The following is a 19,701-nucleotide window of genomic DNA, read 5'->3' as shown; positions in this document are numbered from 1 at the left end:
ATGATGAAAGGCCAACTCGCCGGCTTGATGAAGCAAGCCCAGGCGATGCAGGACAACCTGAAGAAGGCGCAGGACGAACTCGCCAACATCGAGGTCGAGGGCCAGAGTGGCGCCGGGCTCGTGAAGGTGCTGATGACCTGCAAGCACGAGGTTCGCCGCGTGACCATCGACCCCAGCCTGCTGGCCGATGACAAGGACATGCTGGAAGACCTCGTCGCCGCCGCCTTCAACGACGCTGCCCGCCGCGCCGAGGCGACCAGCTCCGAGAAGATGGGCAAGCTGACGCAAGGCATGCCGATGCCCCCCGGCATGAAGTTCCCGTTTTGATCTCGACTTGACCGCGCTCGAGACCCTCATCGAGGCGCTCAAGCGCCTGCCCGGCGTGGGCCAGAAGTCGGCCCAGCGCATGGCCTACCACCTGCTGCAGCATGACCGGCTGGCCATGCCGCGTCTGGCTGATGCGCTGACGGCGGCGGGCGAGCACATCAAGCATTGCGAGCGCTGCCATACCTTCAGCGAAACGCCGATCTGCAGCGTCTGCGCGGACGCCGAGCGCGACGCGCGGCTGCTGTGCGTCGTCGAGACGCCGGCCGACCAGGCGGCGCTGGAGCGCACCGCGTCCTATCGCGGCTACTACTTCGTGCTGCTGGGGCGGCTGTCGCCGCTCGATGGTGTGGGCACGCGCCAGATCGGCGCGGCCGAATTGCTGGCGCGGGCGAGCGAGGAAGGTGTCGAGGAAGTCATCCTCGCCACCAGCTTCACCGCCGAGGGCGAGGCCACGGCCCATGTACTGGCCGAGGCGCTGCGCGCCCGGAGCATCAAGTCGACGCGGCTTGCGCGCGGCGTGCCGGTTGGCAGTGAGCTCGAATACGTGGACCTGGGCACCATAGCTCATGCCTTGACTGATCGACGCTGAGGAAGCCCGGATGACGATTGCCCAACTCTGCCTGCTCGTCGCCTGCCTGCTGCCCCTGGGCTGCACATTCCTGGCCAAGTCCAAGGGCTTCGGCAAGCGCAGGCGTGATGGCGGTTTCGACAACAACCAGCCGCGCGAATGGCTGGCCAAGCTCGACGGCTGGCAGGCGCGGGCCAACGCGGCCCAGGCCAACAGCTGGGAGGCCCTGCCCATCTTCGTCGCCGGCCTCTTTGTCGCCCATCAGCACCAGGCCGCGCAGGGCAGCGTGGATGCGCTGGCCGTGGGATTCGTCGCTGCGCGCCTGGCCTTCATTGGCCTCTATGTGGCGGACCGCGCCTCGCTGCGCTCACTGGTGTGGGCTGCAGGCCTGGCGGCCTGCGTCGCACTGTTCCTCGTTCGCTGAAACAAGGCTCAAGGCGTGGCCGCGGCCACGACGGTGCGGCCCTTGCCGCCCTTGCCCTTGGGCTGCGCCTTGGCGGCCACCTTCACGACCTTGGCGGGCGTCGCCTTGGCCACCGGTGCCTTGGCCGGCGAATAGGCGGTGTAGACGACGACGGCCTGGCCCGGCTTGAGGCGGCCGTTGGCGGCCAGCTTGTTCCACTGCGCCACCTGCTCGCTGCGCACCTTGTAGCGGGCGGCGATGGTGGCCACGGTGTCAGCCTTGCCGGCCTTGTGTGTCACGCGGCGCAGCGGCGGCGCGTCGGGCGCGAGGTTGAGCGCGGCGGTGTCAGCCAGGCGCTCGGACACGTCGGCGACGATGTGTTCGCCGCGCGGCACCAGCAGCGTCGAACCGGCCTTCACGAGCATCTTGGGCGGAATCTTGTTGATGTCGCGCAGCAGCGCTTCGCTGGTGCCGGCACGCTTGGCGGCCTCGCCCGGGCTCATGGTCTTGGGCACGACCCAGGCCGTCCAGCTCGCGAGCGGGCCGCTGTGGCGGGCCAGGTTCTCGGCGAAGGCACTGGCCTGGTCATAAGGCAGCAGCACCTGGGGCGTGGCGGCGGCCAGGATGACCGGCTTGTTCATCTGCGGGTTGAACTGCTGGAAGGTTTCCAGCGTGATGCCGGCAAGCTGGGCGGCCAGGGCCACGTCGATGTCGCGCTCGATCTTCACGCTCAGGAAATACGGGTGGTTGGCCACCACCGGCAGCGTCAGCGCATAGCGATCGGGTGCGAAGACGATGTTCTTCACCGCCTGCAGCTTGGGCACGTAGTAGCGCGTTTCATCGGGCATCTTCAGGCTGGCGTAGTCGGTCGGCAGGCCGAGCTTTTGATTGCGCGCCACCGCCTTCTGCACATTGCCCTGGCCCCAGTTGTAGGCCGCCAGCGCCAGATGCCAGTCACCGAACTGCTTGTGCAGGCGGCCGAGGTAGTCCAGCGCGGCGCGGGTGGAGGCCAGCACGTCGCGTCGGTCGTCGCGGAAGATGTTCTGCTTGAGATCGAAGTCGCGCCCGGTGGCGGGCATGAACTGCCACATGCCGGTAGCCTTGGCCGTCGACACGGCGTGCGTGACGAAGGCGCTCTCCACGAAGGGCAGCAGGGCCAGCTCGGCAGGCATGCCGCGCTTCTCGACTTCGTCCAGGATGTGGAAGAGGTAGCGGCTGCCGCGCGTCGTCATGCGCTCGACGTAGTCGGGGCGCGCGGTGTACCAGGCCTCGGCCTTGCGCACCCAGTCGTCGTCCAGGTCCTGCAGCTGGAAGCCCTTGCGCACGCGGGCCCAGAGGTCGGCGTTCACATCCGGCGCGTCGAGGTCGACCTTCTCGCCAGGGCGCAGGTTGTCCTCGAGCAGCTCGGCCGCGATGGCGCGCACCGGCGCGGGTGCCGCGAGCGTCAGCGGCGCGGGGGCAGGTTCAGCGGCAACGGGGAGTGGGGTAGGCGGGGTGTCGAGGCTGGCGGGATCGACCGGAGCGGTGGTGGCGCAGGCGGCAAGCAGGGCAGCCAAAAGGATCGGAGAAAGGCGCGCGAGCGCCTTGGGAGAGAGTCGGTGAATCAGGGTCATCGGAATCCGTTCTTCCATTCGCGCAGGGTGGCGAACACATCGACCGGGCTGGGCGCGGCCGGGAGTTTGAGGGGGGCGTGGCGGCGAGCGGCCTCACGCAGAGCGGCTTCGGTACAACGCAGGAAAGGGTTGATGCGCACCTCGTTGCCGATGCGGCCGGGCAGCGTGGGCCGGCCGGCGGCGCGTTCGGCCTCGCACCAGGCGGCATAGGTCGCCAGCGCCGCGTTGGCCGGGTCCACCTCGCGCGCAAAGCGCAGGTTGGACAGGGTGTATTCATGGGCGCAACAGACCTGGGTCTCGGACGGCAGCGCGGCCAGGGATTGCAGCGAGGCATGCATCTGCGCCGGCGTGCCTTCGAAGAGGCGGCCACAGCCGGCGCTGAAGAGGGTGTCGCCGCAGAAGAGCAGGGGGTCGCTGCCAGGGACGTCAGCAGCAAAGTAGGCGATGTGACCCGCGGTGTGGCCGGGCACGTCCATGACGGCGAACTTGAGGCCGAGCAACTCGACCGCATCGCCGCCATGCAGGCGCTGTACTGGCTCAGGCAGCTCCTCGTGGACGGGGCCGTAGATGGGGCCTTGCAGGCGCGGCCGCAGTGCGTCGACGCCACCGACGTGATCGCCATGGTGGTGGGTCAATAGAATGCCCGCCAGCGTCAGGCCCCGGGCATCCAGCGCCGCAGCCACCGGCGCGGCGTCGCCGGGGTCGACGACGAGGGCCTCGCGGCCGTTGTCCAGCAGCCAGAGGTAGTTGTCGTCGAATGCAGGAAGCGGCGTGAGCGTCAAACTGAGCGTCAATGGCGCCAACCCATGACAGATAAAGCGCCGAGTATAGATTTGACAGCCTGGCTGCAAACCCCGCCCGGGCACCATCTGCTTGCCTGGGAGCAGGCCCAGGTCGACGCAGCCGTGACCGATTTGTTCGGGTTTCACGCCTTACAACTCGGCCTGCCCGAACTGAACGGTCTGCAGACCAACCGCATGCCCCACCGCTGGCTGGCCGGTCGTGACCTGCTTTGCGATTTTGACGCGCTACCTTTCGAAAGCGCCAGCCTCGACCTCGTGCTGCTGCCGCACGCGCTGGAGCTGGCGCCCGACGCCCACGCCTTGCTGCGCGAAGTCGAGCGCGTGCTGCGGCCCGAGGGGCGGCTCATCGTCTTCGGCCTGAACCCGGCCAGCCTCTGGGGCCTGCGCCAGAACCTCGGCCGCCTCAAGCGCCGCGGCGAGCCCTATCTGCCCCGTGATGGCGACTTCATCGGCTACTGGCGGCTGCGCGACTGGCTCAAGCTGCTGAGTTTTGACGTCGAGGCGGCGCGCTTCGGCATCTATCGGCCACCGCTGCGCTCCGAGGCGTGGCTGCAGCGCTGGCGCTGGGTCGACGGCATCGGCTCGCGCTGGTGGCCGGTGCTGGGTGCGGTCTATTTCATCCAGGCGGTCAAGCGCGTGCACGGCATGCGCATGATCGGCCTGGCCAAGAACTCGCGTGCAGCGGCAAAAAAGGCGCCCGCCGTTGCGCTGAACAACCACCACAAAAAAGAATGACCGAACCGACCCCCAAGCCCACCACCCTTATCAAGCGCCCGCAGGTCACCATCTACACCGACGGCGCCTGCAAGGGCAACCCCGGCCCTGGCGGCTGGGGTGCCTGGCTGAGCAGCGGCGGCCACGACAAGGAGCTCTTCGGCGGCGAGCGCGAGACGACCAACAACCGCATGGAGCTGACCGCGCCCATCGAGGCCCTGGCCTCGCTCAAGCGCAGCTGCGACGTCGTCGTCTACCTGGACAGCGAATACGTGCGCAAGGGCATCACCGAATGGATCATCAACTGGCAGCGCCGTGGCTGGAAGACGGCCGACGGCAAGCCGGTCAAGAACGCCGACCTCTGGCAGCGGCTGGACGCGCTGCGCAAGTTGCACACGGTCGACTGGCGCTGGGTCAAGGGCCATGCGGGCGACCCCGGCAACGAGCGCGCGGACATGCTCGCAAACAAGGGTGTCGCCTCCCTCAGTAAAGTCCGCGCCACCTAAGACAGAAACCGCCTCATGAAGCTGCTGCCCTTGCTGTTCGCGCTGTGTGTTGCCGGCGCTGTCCAGGCCCAGACCTACACCGTGGTGTGTGCCAAGACCGCCTGCGGTCACCTCAAGGTCACCGAAACGGCCACCCGCCTCGAGACCGACTACAGCTACCGCAACAACGGCCGCGGGCCCGACCAGAAGGAGGTGCTGGAACTGGCCGCAGACGGCACTTGGGCGGCCTACCGCACCGAGGGCGTCTCAACCTACGGCGCGCGCATCGACGAAAGCTTCGAGCTCAAGGACGGCCGTGCCAGCTGGCGCTCGCCGGTGGACCGCGGCGACAAGCCCGGCGTGGGCCGCGATCTCGTCTATCTGCCCGTGCAGGCCAGCCCGGCCTGGGCCGGCCGCCTGGCGCGCACCCTGCTGCAGCGCTCCGACCACCGCGCGGCCGCGTTGCCGGTGGGCCAGATCAGCATCGAGCGCGTGCAGACGCTCAAGCCGGCCGGTGCCAGCTTCGAGGTTGGCCTGTACGCCATCGACGGCCTGGACCTCGATCCCAGCTACCTCTGGCTGCGCGAGGACAACCAGGCGCTGTTCGCCCAGGTCTCGCCGGGCTGGGGCGGCACGCTGCTGCAGGGCTTCGAGGCCGAGATGGACCGGCTGTCCGACGTGCAGAAGGCTGCTCAGCTGGCGCGGCTGGAGCGCCTGGCCAAGACCCTGCCCAAGCCGCTGCCCGGCCTGACCGTCATCGAAGGCGTGCGCTGGTTCGACTCGCAGGCCGCCGTGCTGCGCGGGCCGTCCGATGTCTACCTGCTCGAGGGGCGCATCGCGGCAATAGCCAAGCCCGGCAGCCTGAAGAACGCCGAGCCGGCCCAGCGCATCAGCGGCAAGGGCCGCACCCTGCTGCCGGGCTTCATCGACATGCACTCCCACCTGGACGCCAGCGCGCTGCTGCTGAACCTGGCCGCGGGCGTGACGGCCGTGCGCGATGTCGGCAACAGCAATGCCGACCTGGCCGAACTGAAAGGCCGCATCGAGCGCGGCGAGGTGCTGGGCCCACGCATCGCGGCCAATGGCTTCATCGAGGGCAAGAGCCCGTTCTCTTCGCAGTCCGACTTCGTGGCCGACAACCTGGACGAGGCCCTGGCCGCCATCGACTGGTACGCCGCCCACGGCTACCGCCAGCTCAAGCTCTACAACTCCATCCGCCCCGAGTGGGTCAAGCCCATGGTGGCGCATGCGCGCTCGCTGGGCCTGCGCACCGGCGGCCATGTGCCGGCCTTCATGACGGCGCGCCAGGCGGTCGAGGCGGGCTATGACGAGCTGCACCACATCAACCAGGTCACGCTGAACTTCCTGGTCAGCAAGGGCGACGACACGCGCACCCTGCTGCGTTTCAACCTGCCCGGCGACAAAGCGGCCGACCTCAAGCTCAATGACCGCCGCACGCAGGACTTCCTGGCCCTGCTGAAGAAGAAGGGCACGGTCGTCGACGCGACGATGACGGCCTTCGAGGCCCAGTACACGCAGCGCCAGGGGCAGCCCAATCCCAGCTATGCGATGGTGTCCGCGAACTGGCCGGCTGTGCTGCAGCGCAGCTATCTGTCGGCCGAAGTCGACATGGACGACACCAAGGCCCGGCGCTGGGGCGCGAGCTGGAAGGTCATGATGGACTTGCTGCGCCGCATGCATGCAGCCGGCATCCCGCTGGTGGCGGGTACGGACGCAACGCCCGGCTTTGCGCTGCAGCGCGAGCTGGAGCTCTACGTGCAGGCCGGCATCCCCGCCGCGCAGGCGCTGAAGATCGCGACCTGGAACGGCGCCAGATACAGCGACCGCCTGAGCGAGATCGGCAGCATCGAGCGCGGCAAGCGCGCCGACCTCGTGCTGATCGACGGCGACCCGGTGGCCGACATCCGCGCCATCCGGCGCATTGCGCTGGTCATCAAGGGCGAGCAAGCGCTGTCGCCCTCGGCCCTCTACCAATCCATGGGCATCCTGCCCTTCGTGCCCGCCGCGGAGATCATCAAGTGAAGCCGGAATTGAAGCGATTGGCCGCACTGCTGCTGGCCCTGCCGCTGATCGCACAGGCCGACACGACGCTGCGCTTCTGCGCCGCCGGCAGCCCCAAGACCTTCGACCCGGCGATGACAGACAGCGGCATCGACCATGTCGCCCACATGCCCATCTTCAGCAACCTCATCGAGGTCAAGCGCGGCACGGATCAATTGATTCCTGGCCTGGCAACGAGCTGGAGCATCAGCCCCGATGGCCTGGCCTACACCTTCGAGCTGCGCCGAGGCGTGACCTGGCATACCGTCGAAGGCTTCAAGCCGACGCGCGAGTTCAATGCCGACGACGTCATCTTCACCTTCGGCCGCCTGCTGAGCCGCGACAGCGCCTTCGCCAAGGCCCTGCCCAGCGTGTCGCCCTATGTGATGTCCTTCGGCTGGGAAAAACTCATCGCCAAAGTTGAGAAGCTGGGCGACCACCAGGTGCGCATCACGCTGGCCGAGCGCGACGCGTCCTTCCTGTCGGCGCTGAGCTTCGCCTTCACGATGATCCAGTCGGCCGAGCTGGGTGCCCAGCTGCTCAAGGCCGGCACGCCGCAGCGCATCACGCAGATGCCCGTCGGCACCGGCCCCTTCCAGTTCAAGAGCTTTCGCGCCGACAGTGTCATCCGCTACGTGAAGCACCAGACGTGGTGGCGCAAGGACGAGAGGCCGCGCGCCGACCAGCTCGTCTTCGCGATCACGACCGATGCCAGCGTGCGCGCCCAGCGCCTCAAGCGCGACGAATGCGACATCGCCTACCCGGTCGGCCCGGCCGAGCTGGACGAGTTGAAGAAGGACCCCAACATCAAACTGGCGACAGCGGCCGGCATGAACATCGGCATCCTGGCCTACAACACCAAGCGCCCGGCCCTGTCCAAGGTCGAGGTGCGCCAGGCCCTGGACATGGCCATCGACAAGGCGGCCATCGTCCGCACCGTCTACGGCGACGCCGGCGTGCTGGCCAGCAGCGTCATCCCGGCCGCCAACTGGGCCCATGACGCCACGCTCAAGCCCGTGCCCTACGACCCGGCCAAGGCCCGTGCCATGTTGCAGAAGGCCGGCGTGCTGCCACTGGACATCACGCTGTGGGCCATGCCGGTGGTGCGCCCCTACAACCCCAACGGCCAGCGCATGGCGCAGATGATCCAGTCGGACTGGGCCAAGGTCGGCGTCAACGCGCGCATCGTCACCTATGAGTGGGGCGAATACCTGCGCCGCATCGATGCCGGCGAGCATGACGCCGCGCTCAGCGGCTGGAACGGCGACCCCGAACCCGCCAACACGGCCGGCCAGCTCGCCTGCGGCTCCGCCAGCGGCAGCTTCTGGTGCAACCCGACCTACGACAAGCTGCTGGCCGAAGCCAGGCAAGCGTTGAAGCAGGAAGACCGCAAGGCCATCTACGCCAAGGCCCAGCGCATCGCGATGACGGAGCTGCCCTGGACACCCATCGCCCACGGGCGCTTGGCCGTGCCCGAGCGCGCAGCGGTCAAAGGCTTCATCCTGGATCTGGATGGCGGCATGTATTTCGACGGTGTGACGCCGCGCTAAACAAGGAAAACGAGATGAGTATCAAGAGCGACAAATGGATCCGCCGCATGTGCCAGGAGCACGGCATGATCGAGCCCTTCGAGCCCGGCCAGGTGCGCGAGCAGGACGGCCGCAAGATCATCAGCTACGGCACCTCCAGCTACGGCTACGACATCCGTTGCGCGCCCGAGTTCAAGGTCTTCACCAACATCCACTCGACGGTGGTGGACCCGAAGAACTTCGACGAGAACAGCTTTGTCGACATCAACAAGGACGTCTGCATCATCCCGCCCAACAGCTTTGCGCTGGCGCGCACGATGGAGTACTTCCGCATCCCGCGCAATGTGCTGACGGTGTGCCTGGGCAAGAGCACTTATGCCCGCTGCGGCATCATCGTCAACGTGACCCCCTTCGAGCCCGAGTGGGAAGGCTATGTGACGCTGGAGTTCAGCAACACCACGCCGCTGCCGGCCAAGATCTACGCGGGTGAAGGCTGCGCCCAGGTGCTGTTCTTCGAGAGCGACGAGGTCTGCGAGGTCAGCTACAAGGACCGCGGCGGCAAGTACCAGGGGCAGGTGGGGGTGACGCTGCCCAAGGCATGAACTTGACAGCCCCTCGTCCGGTCTCGCGCCGCTGAACGCGGGCGAACCCAGCCGGTCCCCCAAGGGGACGGCGATGCTTGCGGCATTGAGCCACAAGCACATCGCCAAGGCGGGCCGGCTTGGGAGCGGCCCGGCACTCGGCCCGCAAAGGCTCACCCACCTATCACCGCCAGATATTGGACTAACCCGATCCGACCCGCCCGCATCACCCGCTTGTGATTCCAGCGAAACAAGGGCGCCAGCACCGGCGCCAGCCAGCGCAGGATGCCTGGCGGCAGCGTGACGCGCCAGACGAAGGTGACGTCGGTATGCCCGCCCGCCTCCGGCAGGGCTTGCTTCATCAGCCAGATGCCTTCCCCTGCCAGCGTGCCGCCCGCCCGGGCGCGCAGGCGCTCTTCGCGCAGCACTTCCGTCACCTCCAGCACCAGGTGCAGCCGGTAGCCCAGGCCGGTGCGAAAGGTCAGTTGCTGCTGGCGGCCCACGCCCTGGGCGTCGCCGTCGACGAGGCGTTTCACGGCGACGACCCCTGGCCACCACAGCGGCCAGTGTTCGGTCTGGGTGATGGCCTGCCAGACACGGGGGACCGGCGCATCCAGGCGCCAGTGGCTGACGAGGTCAAAAAAGGCGACTTGAGGCATGCAAAGGGGATACGCCAGGCTACCCAGGGTAGATGCCTAGGTTTACGCTGCATCCGGAATTCTTACCGCTGCGTATCAGCCTTACATGACCTCGACCATCGCCACCCCCGCCCAGGCCCGCGCCATCCGCCGGCGCCTGCTGGAGCGCGTGGCCGACACCGACGACAGCCACCTGACCGTGCCCGCGGGTGCGGCCGGCTGGCAGCCTTTCGGCGACGGCGTGCAGATCAAGGTCTTGCATGAGAACGAGGGCATTCTGAGCTATCTGCTGCGCTTGGCGCCCGGCGCCCGGCTCGAGGCCCACCGCCACCCGGTGGATGAGGAATGCCTGGTGCTGGAAGGCACGCTCAAGGTCGGCAGCCAGATCGAGGTTGGCCCCGGGGGCTACCACCTGGCCCGCGCGGGCAGCCTGCACGCCAGCATCAGCACCGAGACGGGTGCCACCATCTTTCTGCGCGGCGCCGAGCCGCATGCGGACCAACTGTTGGTTTGAGGACATCACATGACCCTGCCACACCCCACCGAAGCTGTCGACGAGCCACCCAATGCGGCGCTGCTGTTCGACGACGTCGAGCTGCCGGACGCCGATATGGAAGAGGGCGGTGCCATCGAGGCGGCTGCCGCCAAGCCCGGCTGCCCGTCGCTGGACGATGCCCAGCTTGCCGCCTGGATCGAGGGCATCGTCGACCACGACGAGCGCGCGTTGCTGGCCCTGTATGAAGCGACGCTGTCGCGCGTCTACGGTCTGGTGCTGCGGCTGGTACGCCGCAGCCAGCTGGCTGAAGAAGTGGCCGAGGAGGTGTTTTTCCAGGTCTGGCGCCAGGCGCCGCGTTTTGACCCCGAGCGCGGTCGGCCGTTGACCTGGCTGCTGGGCATGGCCCGCTCGCGCGCCATCGACGCGATCCGCCGCGAGGCTCGCTTCCAGCATGAGGAGCTCGACGAAGAGAGCGTGCCGTTGTCGGCGCCCGCGGCCGAGTCCGGCGACGAGCTGCTGTCCGTGGCCCAGGGCCATGCCGAACTGCATCGCGCCCTGCTGCTGCTCAAGCCCCAGCCGCGCCAGCTCGTCGCGCTGGCCTTCTTCAATGGCCTGTCGCATGAAGAGATCGCCAGCCAGACCAGCCTGCCGCTGGGCACCGTCAAATCCCAGATCCGCCGCGCCTTGATCACACTGCGCGAGGCCTTGGGCGACACTGGCGCGCATGCGCTGCCGGCCTGAAGGGAGGACGCCATGACGACGCTGCCCCCTACCTCCAAATCCGCCCCCGAATCCAGCCCCGAATCCGATGCGGGTGACGACATGACGCCGTTGCTCAGTGAACCCTTTGCAAGCGCCTGGGCGGCCCCCGCGTCGCCCGGCCGCCTCGGTGAACGCCTGAGCGGCCGCCTGCAGCAATCGCTCGACGCCGAGCGCGGCATGGTCACCGTGCGCCGTCGCCGCACCGAGCCCGAGGCGCTGGCCGACGGCGTCCATCAACGCTGGCTCTACCGTGCCCCCGAGGGCCAGGCGTTGCGCCCGGGCGAACCGCGTGCGGCCCGCGTCATCGAGCTGCAGCCCGGCGCCCGCCTGGACCTGGCCGCTGCCGGCGCACGCGAATTCCTCGTCGTGCGTGGCAGCGTCGATGTGGATGGCGAGCTTCTGGGGCTGCGCGACTTCCTGCTGCTGCCCGCCGGCAATACGCCGCAGCTCGCCACCCGCGATGGCGCCCATGTCTTCGTGCGCGAGGCCGAGGGCCACGCCAGCGAGCGCACGCTGGTGCGCGACGCCGAGGCCGGCTGGCCCGAGTTCGCGCCGGGCATTCGCCGGCGCGTACTGTGGGCGGGCGGCGGCCAGGCCGCGCTGCTCTACCGCGCCGACCCCGGCGCCAGCGTGCCCGTGCACAGCCACGGCCATGACGAGGAATGCCTGATGGTGCAGGGCGAGCTCTTCCTCGATGACGTCCTGCTGCAGCAGGGCGACTACCAGCTCGCCCCCGCGGGCACCGGCCACCGCATCACCGAGACTGACACGGGCGTCATCATCTACGCGCACGGCGATCTCGACCTGCAGTTCACTTGAGCGGCATCAGCGCGGACAAGCCCGGTCTTTTCGGGCTTTATCCGGTCTTTGTTTTGCCGAGGCCCCGGCACGATGGCAGCCATCACAGCCAAGCTGTCCGAGGCCCGTCATGCTCATCCCGCTGCACCTGATCCCCATCCCCGCCGACGAACCCCGCGGCCTGGGCGACCCGGGTCATGCCTGGAGCGGCCTGAAGATCGCGCAGGGCGTCAATCTCGGCGACATCCGCGCTCTCGGCCTGACGGTGGCGGGCGCCACCAGCGGTCCGGTCAACAGCCGCGACCTGCTGCGCTTTGGCCAGCTGATGAACGATGCCGGCCTGGCCATCAACCCGACGCGCATGCTCTACGACCGCCAGTACGCCTACGAGCGCCTGGCCGACGGCCACGCCAGCGACCACCCCGGCCTGCGCGAGCTGGCGTTGGACCTGTTCGAGGCTTATCAATCCGCCGGCGAATGGATCGGTATGACGCATTGAGGGGCTGACCGTCCCCTGATCGCGGGGCTTCCCGCCAGCCGAAGCCTGCCTTTCCTCACCCCGGGGATTTGCCGCCCCCGAGTTACCCTCGCGGTTTCGTCTTTTTGCCGAACCGCTCCATGACACGTCACTCTCTTTCGCTGCTGGCCCTCGCGGCCCTGGCCGCAGCCACCGCCCATGCCGACGAAGGCATGTGGATGCCCAAGCAACTGCCGCAGATCGCCAAGAGCCTGAAGGCTGGCGGTTTGGCCATGGACCCGGCCAAGCTCAAGGACCTGACCGACTTTCCGATGGGTGCCGTGGTGTCGCTGGGTGGCTGCACGGCCAGCTTCGTGTCGCCCCAGGGCCTGGCGGTGACCAACCACCACTGCGCCTACGGCAGCATCCAGTACAACTCCAAGCCCGACCGCGACCTGCTGAAGAACGGCTTCTACGCCGCCACGCTGGCCGATGAACTGCCCGCCGCGCCCGGCAGCCGCATGTGGGTGACCGTGGACCTGAAGGACGTCAGCGCCGAGATCCTCAACGACAAGACCCGTGCCCTGACCGGCAAGGCCCGCACCGACGCCATCGAGGCGACCGAGAAGAGCCTGGTCGCCGCCTGCGAGGCCGACAAGGGCCACCGCTGCAACGTCTACGCCTTCTTCGGCGGCCTGCAGTACCAGCTGATCAAGCAGCTTGAGATCCGCGACGTGCGCCTCGTGCACGCGCCGGCCACCGGCGTGGGCCTGTTCGGCGGCGACGCCGACAACTGGGTCTGGCCGCGCCACACCGGCGACTACAGCTTCTACCGCGCCTATGTCGGCCCGGACGGCAAGCCGGCCGAGTTCAGCAAGGACAACAAGCCCTATCTGCCCAAGCATCACGTGAAGATGGCGAGCAGCCCCCTGAACGCCGGCGACTTCGTCATGGTGGCCGGCTACCCGGGCCGCACCGACCGCCACCGCCTGCCCACCGAGGTCGACTTCGCCTTCGGCTGGCAGCAGCCGACGCAGACCCGCGTGATGGGTGAGGCCATCGACCTCATCAAGGCCGAGACCGCCGGCCGCCGTGATGGCGAGATCAAGATGGCCTCGCGCATGCAGGGCCTGCAGAACTACTACAAGAACCTGCAGGGCCAGCAGCAGAGCTACGACGGCAGCGACATCCTGGCCCGCAAGAAGGCCGAGTTCGACAAGCTCAAGGCCTGGGTCAACGGCTCGCCAGAACGCAAGGCCCGCTATGGCGCCGATGTCGCCGCGGCGCAAAGCCTGCTGGCCGAGCGCGAGGCCATCACGCGCGCCGAGCTGCTGGCCAATTTCATGACGCCCGCCCTGCTGACTTCGGCCCGCCAGCTCTACCTCGTGGCGCAGGAACGCGCCAAGCCCGATGCCGAGCGCAAGTCCGGCTACCAGGAGCGCGACCTGCCGCGCCTGCGCGCCGCCCAGCAGACGCTGGACCGCCGCTACGACGAGCAGACCGACAAGCGCCTGGCCTCGCACTTCCTGGCCCAGTACCTGGCCCAGCCGGCCAACACGCTGAACCCGGCCTGGGTGGATGCATACGGCCTCAAGACTGGTCAGGACGAAGCCAGCATCCGTGCCCAGCTGGACAAGCTCTACGCGGGCAGCAAGCTCTCCGACACCGCCGTGCGCATGGCCTGGCTGGACAAGGACGTGGCGGCCTTCAAGGCCAGCGACGACGCCTTCATCAAGGCCGCCGTCGCGCTGTACGACGATGATCGCCGCCTCGAAAACCGCGACAAGGAACTCGGCGGCAAGCTGCAGAAGGCCTATGCCGGCGTGCAGCAGGCCATGATTGACTACCACGCCAGCCGCGGCGAAGCCGTCTACGCCGATGCCAACAGCACGCTGCGCATCAGCTACGGCAAGGTCGAGGGCCGTAACCCCGGCACCGACGGCAGCACCTGGACGCCGTTCACGACGCTGCGCGGCATCGTCGCCAAGCACAAGGGGCCCGACGAGGCCGGCGGCGAGTTCAATGCGCCCGCCGAGCAGCTCGCCGCCATCAAGGCGCGCAACTTCGGCAAGTACTACGTGAAGGGCCTGGACTCGGTGCCCGTGAACTTCCTGTCCACGCTGGACACGACCGGTGGCAACTCCGGTAGCCCGGTGCTGAACAAGAACGCCGAACTGGTGGGCCTGTTGTTCGACGGCACGCTGGACGCGGTGATCTCGGACTGGAGCTTCGACCCCAAGATGGTCCGCAGCATCTCGCTGGACGCGCGCTACATGCTGTGGCAGATGAGTACCGTCGACAAGACGACGCGGCTGCTCGACGAGATGGGTGTGAAGTAAGCTAGCGCGTCCAATGCAAACCGGCCTCCAGGGGCCGGTTTTTCGTTTTCATGCGGACCGAGCGCCGGGCCGCTCCCTAGCCGGCCCGCGTAAAGCGATGTGCTTGCGGCTCAATGCCGCAAGCATCGGCATCCCCGCGGGGGCTGAGGCCGGACACATGGCGCCCAGTGGGCGGCATGTGCCTGCCGAAGGGCTGCGGTGCAAGCCGCAGCGCGGTCTGCAAGACCGACTGGACTCGCCCGCGTTCAGCGGGGCGAGACCAGGCGAGGGGCTTCATCACTCCTTGACGACGGCTTCCACCTGGATGCGCAGGTTCACGTCCATCTTGAAGCCCCAGTCCTTGCCCGCCGTGAGGCCGAAGTCCTCGCGGTTGAACGTGCCCGAGGCGTCGGCGCCGCACCAGTCGCGCTTGAACAGGGGGTGGGGCATGCACTTGAGCTGGTGGATGGTCAGCGTCATCGGTTTGGTGCGGCCGTTCAGCGTCAGCTCGCCGACCAGCTTGGCCGGCACAGCGCCCTCGAAGCGGCCCTTGAAGCTGGCGCCGGGGTTCTTGGCGACATTGAAGAACTGCTCGCCCTTTGCCCAGGCATTCATCGCCTCCAAGCCGAAGTCGATGCTGGCGAGATCCATCTGCACGTCGACGCTGCCGCTGCCATTGGCCTTGTCGTAGACGATGCTGCCCGCGTTCTTCGTCAGCTTGCCGCGCCAGTAGGACATGCCCATGTGGTCGGCCTCGAAGCTGGGGTAGGTGTGGGCCGGGTCGACCACATAGGTGGCCGGCGCGGCCTGGGCCAGTGTGGCGGCGAACAAGACGGGGAGCAGGGTCAGTCGGTTCATGGGAGTCTCCGGTGAAGGGTGATGAGAGGCGCTTGCCTGACACTATGACGAAGCGGGCCGCGCGATTTCGACAGCAGCCTGCAAATTTCCCTGCCCCATGATCGCCCGTCGCCTCCTCACCCTGCTCGCGCTCGCCCTTGCTGCCTGTGCACCCCTGAAGCCCCAGCCAACCACCGAGAAGCGCTACAGCGCCGCCGAACTGCTGGCGCTGCGCCCGGCCGATTTCAGCTGGCCCGCCATGTCGACGGCGGGCGAACGTGCTCAGCGCGAGGCGGCCCTGGCCGACATCCGTGCCCGCATCGCCCTGCCGCCCGGCCCCGAGCGCGACGCGGCGCTGCCCAAGCTGTTTGACCTGGTGGCGCAGTACAACCTGGAGATCGACGCCGCCCGGCCGCTGCTGCTGCAGGCCCTGCCGACTCTGGCCAGCCGGGACGTGGACTACCAGCGTGCGCTGTTGACCGCGGCGCGTGCTCTGTACGCGGCCCCGAACGAAGCTGCAGTGCAGGCCGCGTTGCAGCCGCTGCTGACCCAGCTCACGGCGAGCAAGCCTTTTGCCATCGCGGCCTACACGCTGAAAGCGATGAACCCCGGCTACGCGGAATTCATCCGCGACCTCGTGCCGCGCCAGTTCCCGCAGTGGCGCGACGACCCGCGGCTGGTGGCGTTGATGGACGACGTGGCCCCGGTGCGCATGGCCCAGCCGCCGCTGGCCGACCTGCTCGCCGCGCCGCTGCGCCCGGGCCTGCCCGTCATCTACAGCCTGCAACGCCCCGGCCGCGTCGACATGGGCCTCGTGCTGGTGCGTGCTGCCGACGGCCGTTTCGTGCGCGATGCGCGCGGCCAGCTCTTCGCCCAGCCCCAGCTGGCGCTGTCACGCAGCGGCCTGCCCGGCACCATCACCAATGGCAACACGCCGCAGGGCGTCTTCACCATCGTCGGCGCCGGCACGGCCACCAATCCCAACATCGGCCCCACGCCCTATCTGCACAGCAAGCTGCCCGTCGAGGCGACGGTGGCCGAGTTCGAGCATGCCGACACGCCGGCCGCCTGGAGCGAGGCGCTGTACGAGAGCTTTCTGCCGCCCAGCTGGCGCAGCTTCGCCGCCATCAAGGAAGCCTGGCTGGCCGGCCGCGCCGGGCGCGACGAGCTGCTCATCCACGGCACGACCCTCAATCCGGCCTACTACGCCGGCACGAGCTACTTTCCCGGTACGCCGCAGCAGGGCTGCATGATCTCCAACGAAGACTGGGACCCCGCCACCGGCCGCCTTCTTGCCAGCCGGCAGCTGACGCTGGCGCAGACCTATGCGGCCGCCAGCCCGCGCAATGACCTGGCGGGCTATCTCGTTGTCGTCGAGCTGGCGGGCGAGGGGGCCGTGAGCCCAACCGAGGCCGCCGCGCTGGTGCAGGCGGCCGGACGATGATGGAGACCGTATGCGAACCTGCGTGATTGCCGCCTTGGCTCTTGCTCTGGCCATGCCTTGCGCCGTGATGGCGGAGGACGCCGCTCCCAAGCTCACGCCCAGTGCCGATGGCCAAGAGCTGATCGACGCTGCCACCGGGCTGGCCTGGTCACGCTGTGTGGAGGGCAGGCACTGGGATGGTCGGCGCTGCGACGGCGAGATCAAGCTCTTCACCCATGCTGAGGCGCTGGTGTCGGCCCGCACACGCAGCGAGGCCGAAGGCCGGCTCTGGCGCGTGCCCCGCGCGCAGGAGTTCAAGCGCCTGCCCGAACACATCGGCGGCAAGCAGCAAGCCGCCGTGCTCATGCCCGATGCGCCCAGTGGCTGGTACTGGACCAGCACCGTGCGCATCGAGAGCGAAGCCGTGAACACCTACAGCTACGCCAACGTGCAGCGCGGCACGACCGAGCGGCAGGTCGACCGGCTGTCCCCTCAGACGGGTTGGGTGGTGGAGCAGCCTGGCGGCGCGGTGCGCAGCAGTCCCAAGCGCGAGAAGCAGCTGGTGCGTCTCGTGCGCACGCTGGCGCCCTGACGGGCTCCTTCAGCGGGGAACTCAGGTAGGACGTGCCCGATGTGACGTTCGCCTCGCCGGTAAAGTGGTCGCCACCACGTTTTCCCGGTTCTGCCATGTCACTGCGTAGCCTTGCGATTGCGACGATTCTTCTTGCCGCACTCGGCCTGGTCTGGCAGAAGCAGGAACAGCTGCAGGCATGGCTGGGGGCAGCGCGCGCGTCAAGCACATCGGCACCGAGCCTCGGCGAGCCGTTGGTCGCCGCCCGCCCGGCGGCCGATGCTGCTACCTCCACGTCGGCCAGGTCCCGGCCGGCAGGCTTGCGCAAATGTGTCAAAGGCCAGCAGGTTTCGTATACGAATGTCGAGTGCCCGCCCGGCCACCAGGAGCTGGCCGTGACAGCAGCGCCCGTCAACGTGCTGCCGGCCACGCCGGTCAGCAAGCCGGCCGAATTCAGCAGCGGACCGTCGTCGCTTCACAAGGCGTTGGACCTGACGCGTGACGACACGCTGAGGGAGCGGGTTATAGAACGGGCAGTCAACGGGAACCGCTGAAGTGGAGCAGCCGCCAGCTAAAGTCTCAACATGACTAGACAAGCTACCACCCCCCGTCTGGCCGGCCACAAGCTGGTCGAGGCGCTGATTGCCCAGGGCGTCGACACGGCCTTCGGCGTTCCTGGCGAGTCCTACCTCGCCGTGCTCGATGGCTTCCACGAGTACGCCGACAAGATCCGCTTCATCGCCTGCCGCCAGGAAGGCGGCGCGGCCTTCATGGCCGAGGCGCAGGGCAAACTGACCGGGCGGCCCGGCATCTGTTTCGTGACCCGGGGCCCGGGCGCGACGAACGCCAGCATTGGCCTGCACACGGCCTTCCAGGATTCGACGCCGATGATCCTCTTCATCGGCCAGGTCGCCAGCGATCAGCGCGACCGCGAGGCCTTCCAGGAGGTGGACTACCGCCAGATGTTCGGCCCCGGCACGCTGGGCATGGCGAAGTGGGTGGGCGAGGTGCACGACGCCGAGCGCCTGCCCGAGTACGTGGCACGTGCCTTTCACACCGCCATGCAGGGCCGGCCCGGCCCGGTTGTGCTGGTGTTGCCCGAGGACATGCTGACCAAACCCATCACGGCGCCCGTGCTGCCGCCCGTGCGTCCCGCCGAAGCGGCGCCGACGCCGGCCGCCCTGGCCGAGCTGTGCGAGCGCCTGGCAGCGGCCAGGAAGCCTTTCGTTATCGCCGGCGGCGGCGGCTGGACGCCTGAGTCCACCGCCGCGCTGCAGGCCTTTGCCGAGGCGTGGGGCTTGCCGGTGGGCTGCGCATTCCGCTTCCAGGACCTGTTCGACAATCGCCACCCGCTGTATGCCGGTGACGTGGGCATCGGCATCAATGCCAGGCTGGCCGCGCGCGTGAAGGAGGCCGACCTCATCCTCGCCATCGGCCCGCGCCTGGGCGAGATGACGACCGGCGGCTACACGCTGCTGCAGGCGCCGAGGCCCGCTCAAGCGCTCATCCACATCCACGCCGGCGCCGAGGAGTTGGGCCGCGTCTACACGGCCGAGCTGCTCATCAACGCGAGCATGAGCGCGGCCGCCCCGGCCCTGGCCGCGCTGGCCCCGCCCGCCAACATTCCCTGGCGTGCATGGGCCGAGGCGGCCCATGCCGACTACGAGGACAACCTCGTGCCCGTGCCGGTGGCGCCGCTGGACATGGCCGAGGTCATCCGCCTCATTGATGCCAAGCTGCCCGAGGGCACCATCTTCACCAACGGCGCCGGCAACTACAGCGGCTGGCTGCACCGCTTCCATCGCTACACGGCGCTGCACCGCGAGGGCCGAAGCCAGCTGGCACCGACCTCGGGCGCCATGGGCTATGGCGTGCCCGCCGCGGTCGCTGCCTCATTGCTGCAGCAGGACCGCTGGGTCGTCAACATCGCCGGCGACGGCGACTTCCTGATGACGGGCCAGGAACTGGCCACGGCCACCGGCTACGGCGCCAAGAAGCTGCTCGTCGTGGTCGTGGACAACGGCACCTACGGCACCATCCGCATGCACCAGGAGCGCGAGTACCCGGGCCGCGTGTCGGGCAGTGACCTCTTCAACCCCGACTTTGCCCAGCTCGCCGAGGCTTTCGGCTTCGTGGCCTTCAAGGCCGAGAGCACGGAGCAGGTCGGCCCGGCGCTGGATGCGGCAATCGCGGCGGGCCGGCCGGCGCTGATCCACCTGCGCCTGTCGGCCGACGTCAGCACCTCGCGCACGACGCTGACCGCGATCCGTGAATCGGCGCTGAAGGCCGGTCACGCTTGAGCTGACATTGCACGCGG

At 68.4% G+C, this 19,701-nt stretch carries 21 protein-coding genes; 17 read left to right on the top strand and 4 right to left on the bottom strand.

The features are described from left to right. Genes AC1DW0_RS20140 through AC1DW0_RS20130 form a run of 3 tightly spaced genes read left to right on the top strand, consistent with a single transcriptional unit; the run spans position 1 to position 1,319 of the window. Positions 1 to 327: a YbaB/EbfC family nucleoid-associated protein gene (locus tag AC1DW0_RS20140; protein ID WP_056198033.1), complete on the top strand. Its 327-nt coding sequence runs from the start codon at positions 1 to 3 to the stop codon at positions 325 to 327. A 7-nt stretch (positions 328 to 334) separates the two neighbouring features. Beyond that, positions 335 to 916: a recombination mediator RecR gene (recR, locus tag AC1DW0_RS20135; RefSeq protein ID WP_457443302.1), complete on the top strand. Its 582-nt coding sequence runs from the start codon at positions 335 to 337 to the stop codon at positions 914 to 916. A 10-nt stretch (positions 917 to 926) separates the two neighbouring features. Then, entirely contained in the window at positions 927 to 1,319 is a 393-nt protein-coding gene (locus tag AC1DW0_RS20130) for an MAPEG family protein (protein ID WP_056198029.1), read from the top strand. An 8-nt stretch (positions 1,320 to 1,327) separates the two neighbouring features. On the opposite strand, the gene AC1DW0_RS20125 is transcribed toward AC1DW0_RS20130, so the two are convergent. Then, positions 1,328 to 2,911, bottom strand: coding sequence for a transglycosylase SLT domain-containing protein (locus tag AC1DW0_RS20125; protein ID WP_477947590.1), 1,584 nt, complete (start codon positions 2,909 to 2,911; stop codon positions 1,328 to 1,330). Further along, positions 2,908 to 3,693 (bottom strand): hydroxyacylglutathione hydrolase, encoded by a 786-nt coding sequence (gene gloB / locus AC1DW0_RS20120; protein ID WP_056198025.1) that lies wholly within the window; start codon positions 3,691 to 3,693, stop codon positions 2,908 to 2,910. The genes AC1DW0_RS20125 and gloB overlap by 4 nt, the downstream gene beginning before the upstream one ends. A 24-nt stretch (positions 3,694 to 3,717) precedes the next feature. Between gloB and AC1DW0_RS20115 the strand changes: the two genes are divergently transcribed. From AC1DW0_RS20115 to dcd, 5 genes are read left to right on the top strand one after another with little or no spacing between them, the layout of a single operon-like run. Next, positions 3,718 to 4,449, top strand: a complete 732-nt coding sequence (locus AC1DW0_RS20115) for a class I SAM-dependent methyltransferase (protein ID WP_056198022.1) — start codon at positions 3,718 to 3,720, stop codon at positions 4,447 to 4,449. Next, positions 4,446 to 4,934, top strand: a complete 489-nt coding sequence (gene rnhA / locus AC1DW0_RS20110) for a ribonuclease HI (RefSeq protein WP_056198020.1) — start codon at positions 4,446 to 4,448, stop codon at positions 4,932 to 4,934. The genes AC1DW0_RS20115 and rnhA overlap by 4 nt, the downstream gene beginning before the upstream one ends. Before the next feature lie 15 nt (positions 4,935 to 4,949). Then, positions 4,950 to 6,956 carry an amidohydrolase family protein gene (locus AC1DW0_RS20105; RefSeq protein WP_477856699.1) on the top strand — a complete coding sequence of 669 codons (2,007 nt, stop codon included), beginning with the start codon at positions 4,950 to 4,952 and terminating at the stop codon, positions 6,954 to 6,956. 8 nt (positions 6,957 to 6,964) lie between these two features. After that, entirely contained in the window at positions 6,965 to 8,524 is a 1,560-nt protein-coding gene (locus tag AC1DW0_RS20100; protein ID WP_477947588.1) for an ABC transporter substrate-binding protein, read from the top strand. Positions 8,525 to 8,538: 14 nt separating this feature from the next. Continuing rightward, positions 8,539 to 9,105 carry a dCTP deaminase gene (dcd, locus tag AC1DW0_RS20095; RefSeq protein WP_056198009.1) on the top strand — a complete coding sequence of 189 codons (567 nt, stop codon included), beginning with the start codon at positions 8,539 to 8,541 and terminating at the stop codon, positions 9,103 to 9,105. A 152-nt stretch (positions 9,106 to 9,257) separates the two neighbouring features. On the opposite strand, the gene AC1DW0_RS20090 is transcribed toward dcd, so the two are convergent. Next, positions 9,258 to 9,743 (bottom strand): SRPBCC family protein, encoded by a 486-nt coding sequence (locus tag AC1DW0_RS20090; RefSeq protein ID WP_056198007.1) that lies wholly within the window; start codon positions 9,741 to 9,743, stop codon positions 9,258 to 9,260. 85 nt (positions 9,744 to 9,828) lie between these two features. On the opposite strand from AC1DW0_RS20090, the gene AC1DW0_RS20085 reads away from it, so the two are divergent. The 5 genes from AC1DW0_RS20085 to AC1DW0_RS20065 all read left to right on the top strand — a co-directional run bounded on the left by AC1DW0_RS20085 (position 9,829) and on the right by AC1DW0_RS20065 (position 14,574). Next, positions 9,829 to 10,236 carry a cupin domain-containing protein gene (locus AC1DW0_RS20085; protein WP_056198005.1) on the top strand — a complete coding sequence of 136 codons (408 nt, stop codon included), beginning with the start codon at positions 9,829 to 9,831 and terminating at the stop codon, positions 10,234 to 10,236. A gap of 9 nt (positions 10,237 to 10,245) precedes the next feature. After that, positions 10,246 to 10,959 carry a sigma-70 family RNA polymerase sigma factor gene (locus AC1DW0_RS20080; RefSeq protein ID WP_082532694.1) on the top strand — a complete coding sequence of 238 codons (714 nt, stop codon included), beginning with the start codon at positions 10,246 to 10,248 and terminating at the stop codon, positions 10,957 to 10,959. Positions 10,960 to 10,971: 12 nt separating this feature from the next. Further along, the gene (locus AC1DW0_RS20075) at positions 10,972 to 11,799 is read left to right on the top strand and encodes a cupin domain-containing protein (protein ID WP_056198002.1); all 828 of its coding nucleotides are present in this window, start codon (positions 10,972 to 10,974) and stop codon (positions 11,797 to 11,799) included. Positions 11,800 to 11,908: 109 nt separating this feature from the next. After that, positions 11,909 to 12,277, top strand: coding sequence for a hypothetical protein (locus AC1DW0_RS20070; RefSeq protein WP_056198000.1), 369 nt, complete (start codon positions 11,909 to 11,911; stop codon positions 12,275 to 12,277). A 119-nt stretch (positions 12,278 to 12,396) separates the two neighbouring features. Continuing rightward, on the top strand, positions 12,397 to 14,574 hold the full coding sequence (locus AC1DW0_RS20065; RefSeq protein ID WP_477947585.1) for a S46 family peptidase: 2,178 nt from the start codon (positions 12,397 to 12,399) through the stop codon (positions 14,572 to 14,574). A 276-nt stretch (positions 14,575 to 14,850) separates the two neighbouring features. Here AC1DW0_RS20065 and AC1DW0_RS20060 read toward each other — a convergent pair whose 3' ends face one another. After that, on the bottom strand, positions 14,851 to 15,411 hold the full coding sequence (locus AC1DW0_RS20060) for a YceI family protein (protein WP_477947583.1): 561 nt from the start codon (positions 15,409 to 15,411) through the stop codon (positions 14,851 to 14,853). Between the two features lie 97 nt (positions 15,412 to 15,508). Here AC1DW0_RS20060 and AC1DW0_RS20055 point away from each other — a divergent pair, with 97 nt between their 5' ends. Genes AC1DW0_RS20055 through AC1DW0_RS20040 form a run of 4 tightly spaced genes read left to right on the top strand, consistent with a single transcriptional unit; the run spans position 15,509 to position 19,684 of the window. After that, a complete protein-coding gene (locus AC1DW0_RS20055) occupies positions 15,509 to 16,834 on the top strand; it encodes a hypothetical protein (RefSeq protein WP_477947581.1) in 1,326 nt (441 codons plus the stop codon). A 10-nt stretch (positions 16,835 to 16,844) separates the two neighbouring features. After that, positions 16,845 to 17,405, top strand: coding sequence for an Lcl domain-containing protein (locus tag AC1DW0_RS20050; RefSeq protein ID WP_477947579.1), 561 nt, complete (start codon positions 16,845 to 16,847; stop codon positions 17,403 to 17,405). A 41-nt stretch (positions 17,406 to 17,446) separates the two neighbouring features. Beyond that, a complete protein-coding gene (locus AC1DW0_RS20045) occupies positions 17,447 to 17,938 on the top strand; it encodes a hypothetical protein (RefSeq protein ID WP_477947577.1) in 492 nt (163 codons plus the stop codon). 30 nt (positions 17,939 to 17,968) lie between these two features. Next, positions 17,969 to 19,684 carry a thiamine pyrophosphate-binding protein gene (locus tag AC1DW0_RS20040; protein ID WP_477947575.1) on the top strand — a complete coding sequence of 572 codons (1,716 nt, stop codon included), beginning with the start codon at positions 17,969 to 17,971 and terminating at the stop codon, positions 19,682 to 19,684. The last annotated feature ends 17 nt before the right edge of the window (positions 19,685 to 19,701 follow it).

The organism is Roseateles sp. P4_D2 (assembly GCF_056401875.1).
The sequence above is the reverse complement of the archived record's forward strand: the minus strand, read 5'-3'. Positions and strand labels throughout refer to the sequence as shown.

Excerpts from the sequence above, each read along its gene's own strand:
- AC1DW0_RS20140 (WP_056198033.1), top strand. The coding sequence starts at position 1 with ATGATGAAAGGCCAACTCGCCGGCTTGATGAAGCAAGCCCAGGCGATG.
- AC1DW0_RS20130 (WP_056198029.1), top strand. The coding sequence starts at position 927 with ATGACGATTGCCCAACTCTGCCTGCTCGTCGCCTGCCTGCTGCCCCTG.
- AC1DW0_RS20125 (WP_477947590.1), bottom strand. The coding sequence starts at position 2,911 with ATGACCCTGATTCACCGACTCTCTCCCAAGGCGCTCGCGCGCCTTTCT.
- AC1DW0_RS20115 (WP_056198022.1), top strand. The coding sequence starts at position 3,718 with ATGACAGATAAAGCGCCGAGTATAGATTTGACAGCCTGGCTGCAAACC.
- rnhA (WP_056198020.1), top strand. The coding sequence starts at position 4,446 with ATGACCGAACCGACCCCCAAGCCCACCACCCTTATCAAGCGCCCGCAG.
- AC1DW0_RS20105 (WP_477856699.1), top strand. The coding sequence starts at position 4,950 with ATGAAGCTGCTGCCCTTGCTGTTCGCGCTGTGTGTTGCCGGCGCTGTC.
- dcd (WP_056198009.1), top strand. The coding sequence starts at position 8,539 with ATGAGTATCAAGAGCGACAAATGGATCCGCCGCATGTGCCAGGAGCAC.
- AC1DW0_RS20090 (WP_056198007.1), bottom strand. The coding sequence starts at position 9,743 with ATGCCTCAAGTCGCCTTTTTTGACCTCGTCAGCCACTGGCGCCTGGAT.
- AC1DW0_RS20085 (WP_056198005.1), top strand. The coding sequence starts at position 9,829 with ATGACCTCGACCATCGCCACCCCCGCCCAGGCCCGCGCCATCCGCCGG.
- AC1DW0_RS20080 (WP_082532694.1), top strand. The coding sequence starts at position 10,246 with ATGACCCTGCCACACCCCACCGAAGCTGTCGACGAGCCACCCAATGCG.
- AC1DW0_RS20075 (WP_056198002.1), top strand. The coding sequence starts at position 10,972 with ATGACGACGCTGCCCCCTACCTCCAAATCCGCCCCCGAATCCAGCCCC.
- AC1DW0_RS20070 (WP_056198000.1), top strand. The coding sequence starts at position 11,909 with ATGCTCATCCCGCTGCACCTGATCCCCATCCCCGCCGACGAACCCCGC.
- AC1DW0_RS20065 (WP_477947585.1), top strand. The coding sequence starts at position 12,397 with ATGACACGTCACTCTCTTTCGCTGCTGGCCCTCGCGGCCCTGGCCGCA.
- AC1DW0_RS20060 (WP_477947583.1), bottom strand. The coding sequence starts at position 15,411 with ATGAACCGACTGACCCTGCTCCCCGTCTTGTTCGCCGCCACACTGGCC.
- AC1DW0_RS20055 (WP_477947581.1), top strand. The coding sequence starts at position 15,509 with ATGATCGCCCGTCGCCTCCTCACCCTGCTCGCGCTCGCCCTTGCTGCC.
- AC1DW0_RS20050 (WP_477947579.1), top strand. The coding sequence starts at position 16,845 with ATGCGAACCTGCGTGATTGCCGCCTTGGCTCTTGCTCTGGCCATGCCT.
- AC1DW0_RS20040 (WP_477947575.1), top strand. The coding sequence starts at position 17,969 with ATGACTAGACAAGCTACCACCCCCCGTCTGGCCGGCCACAAGCTGGTC.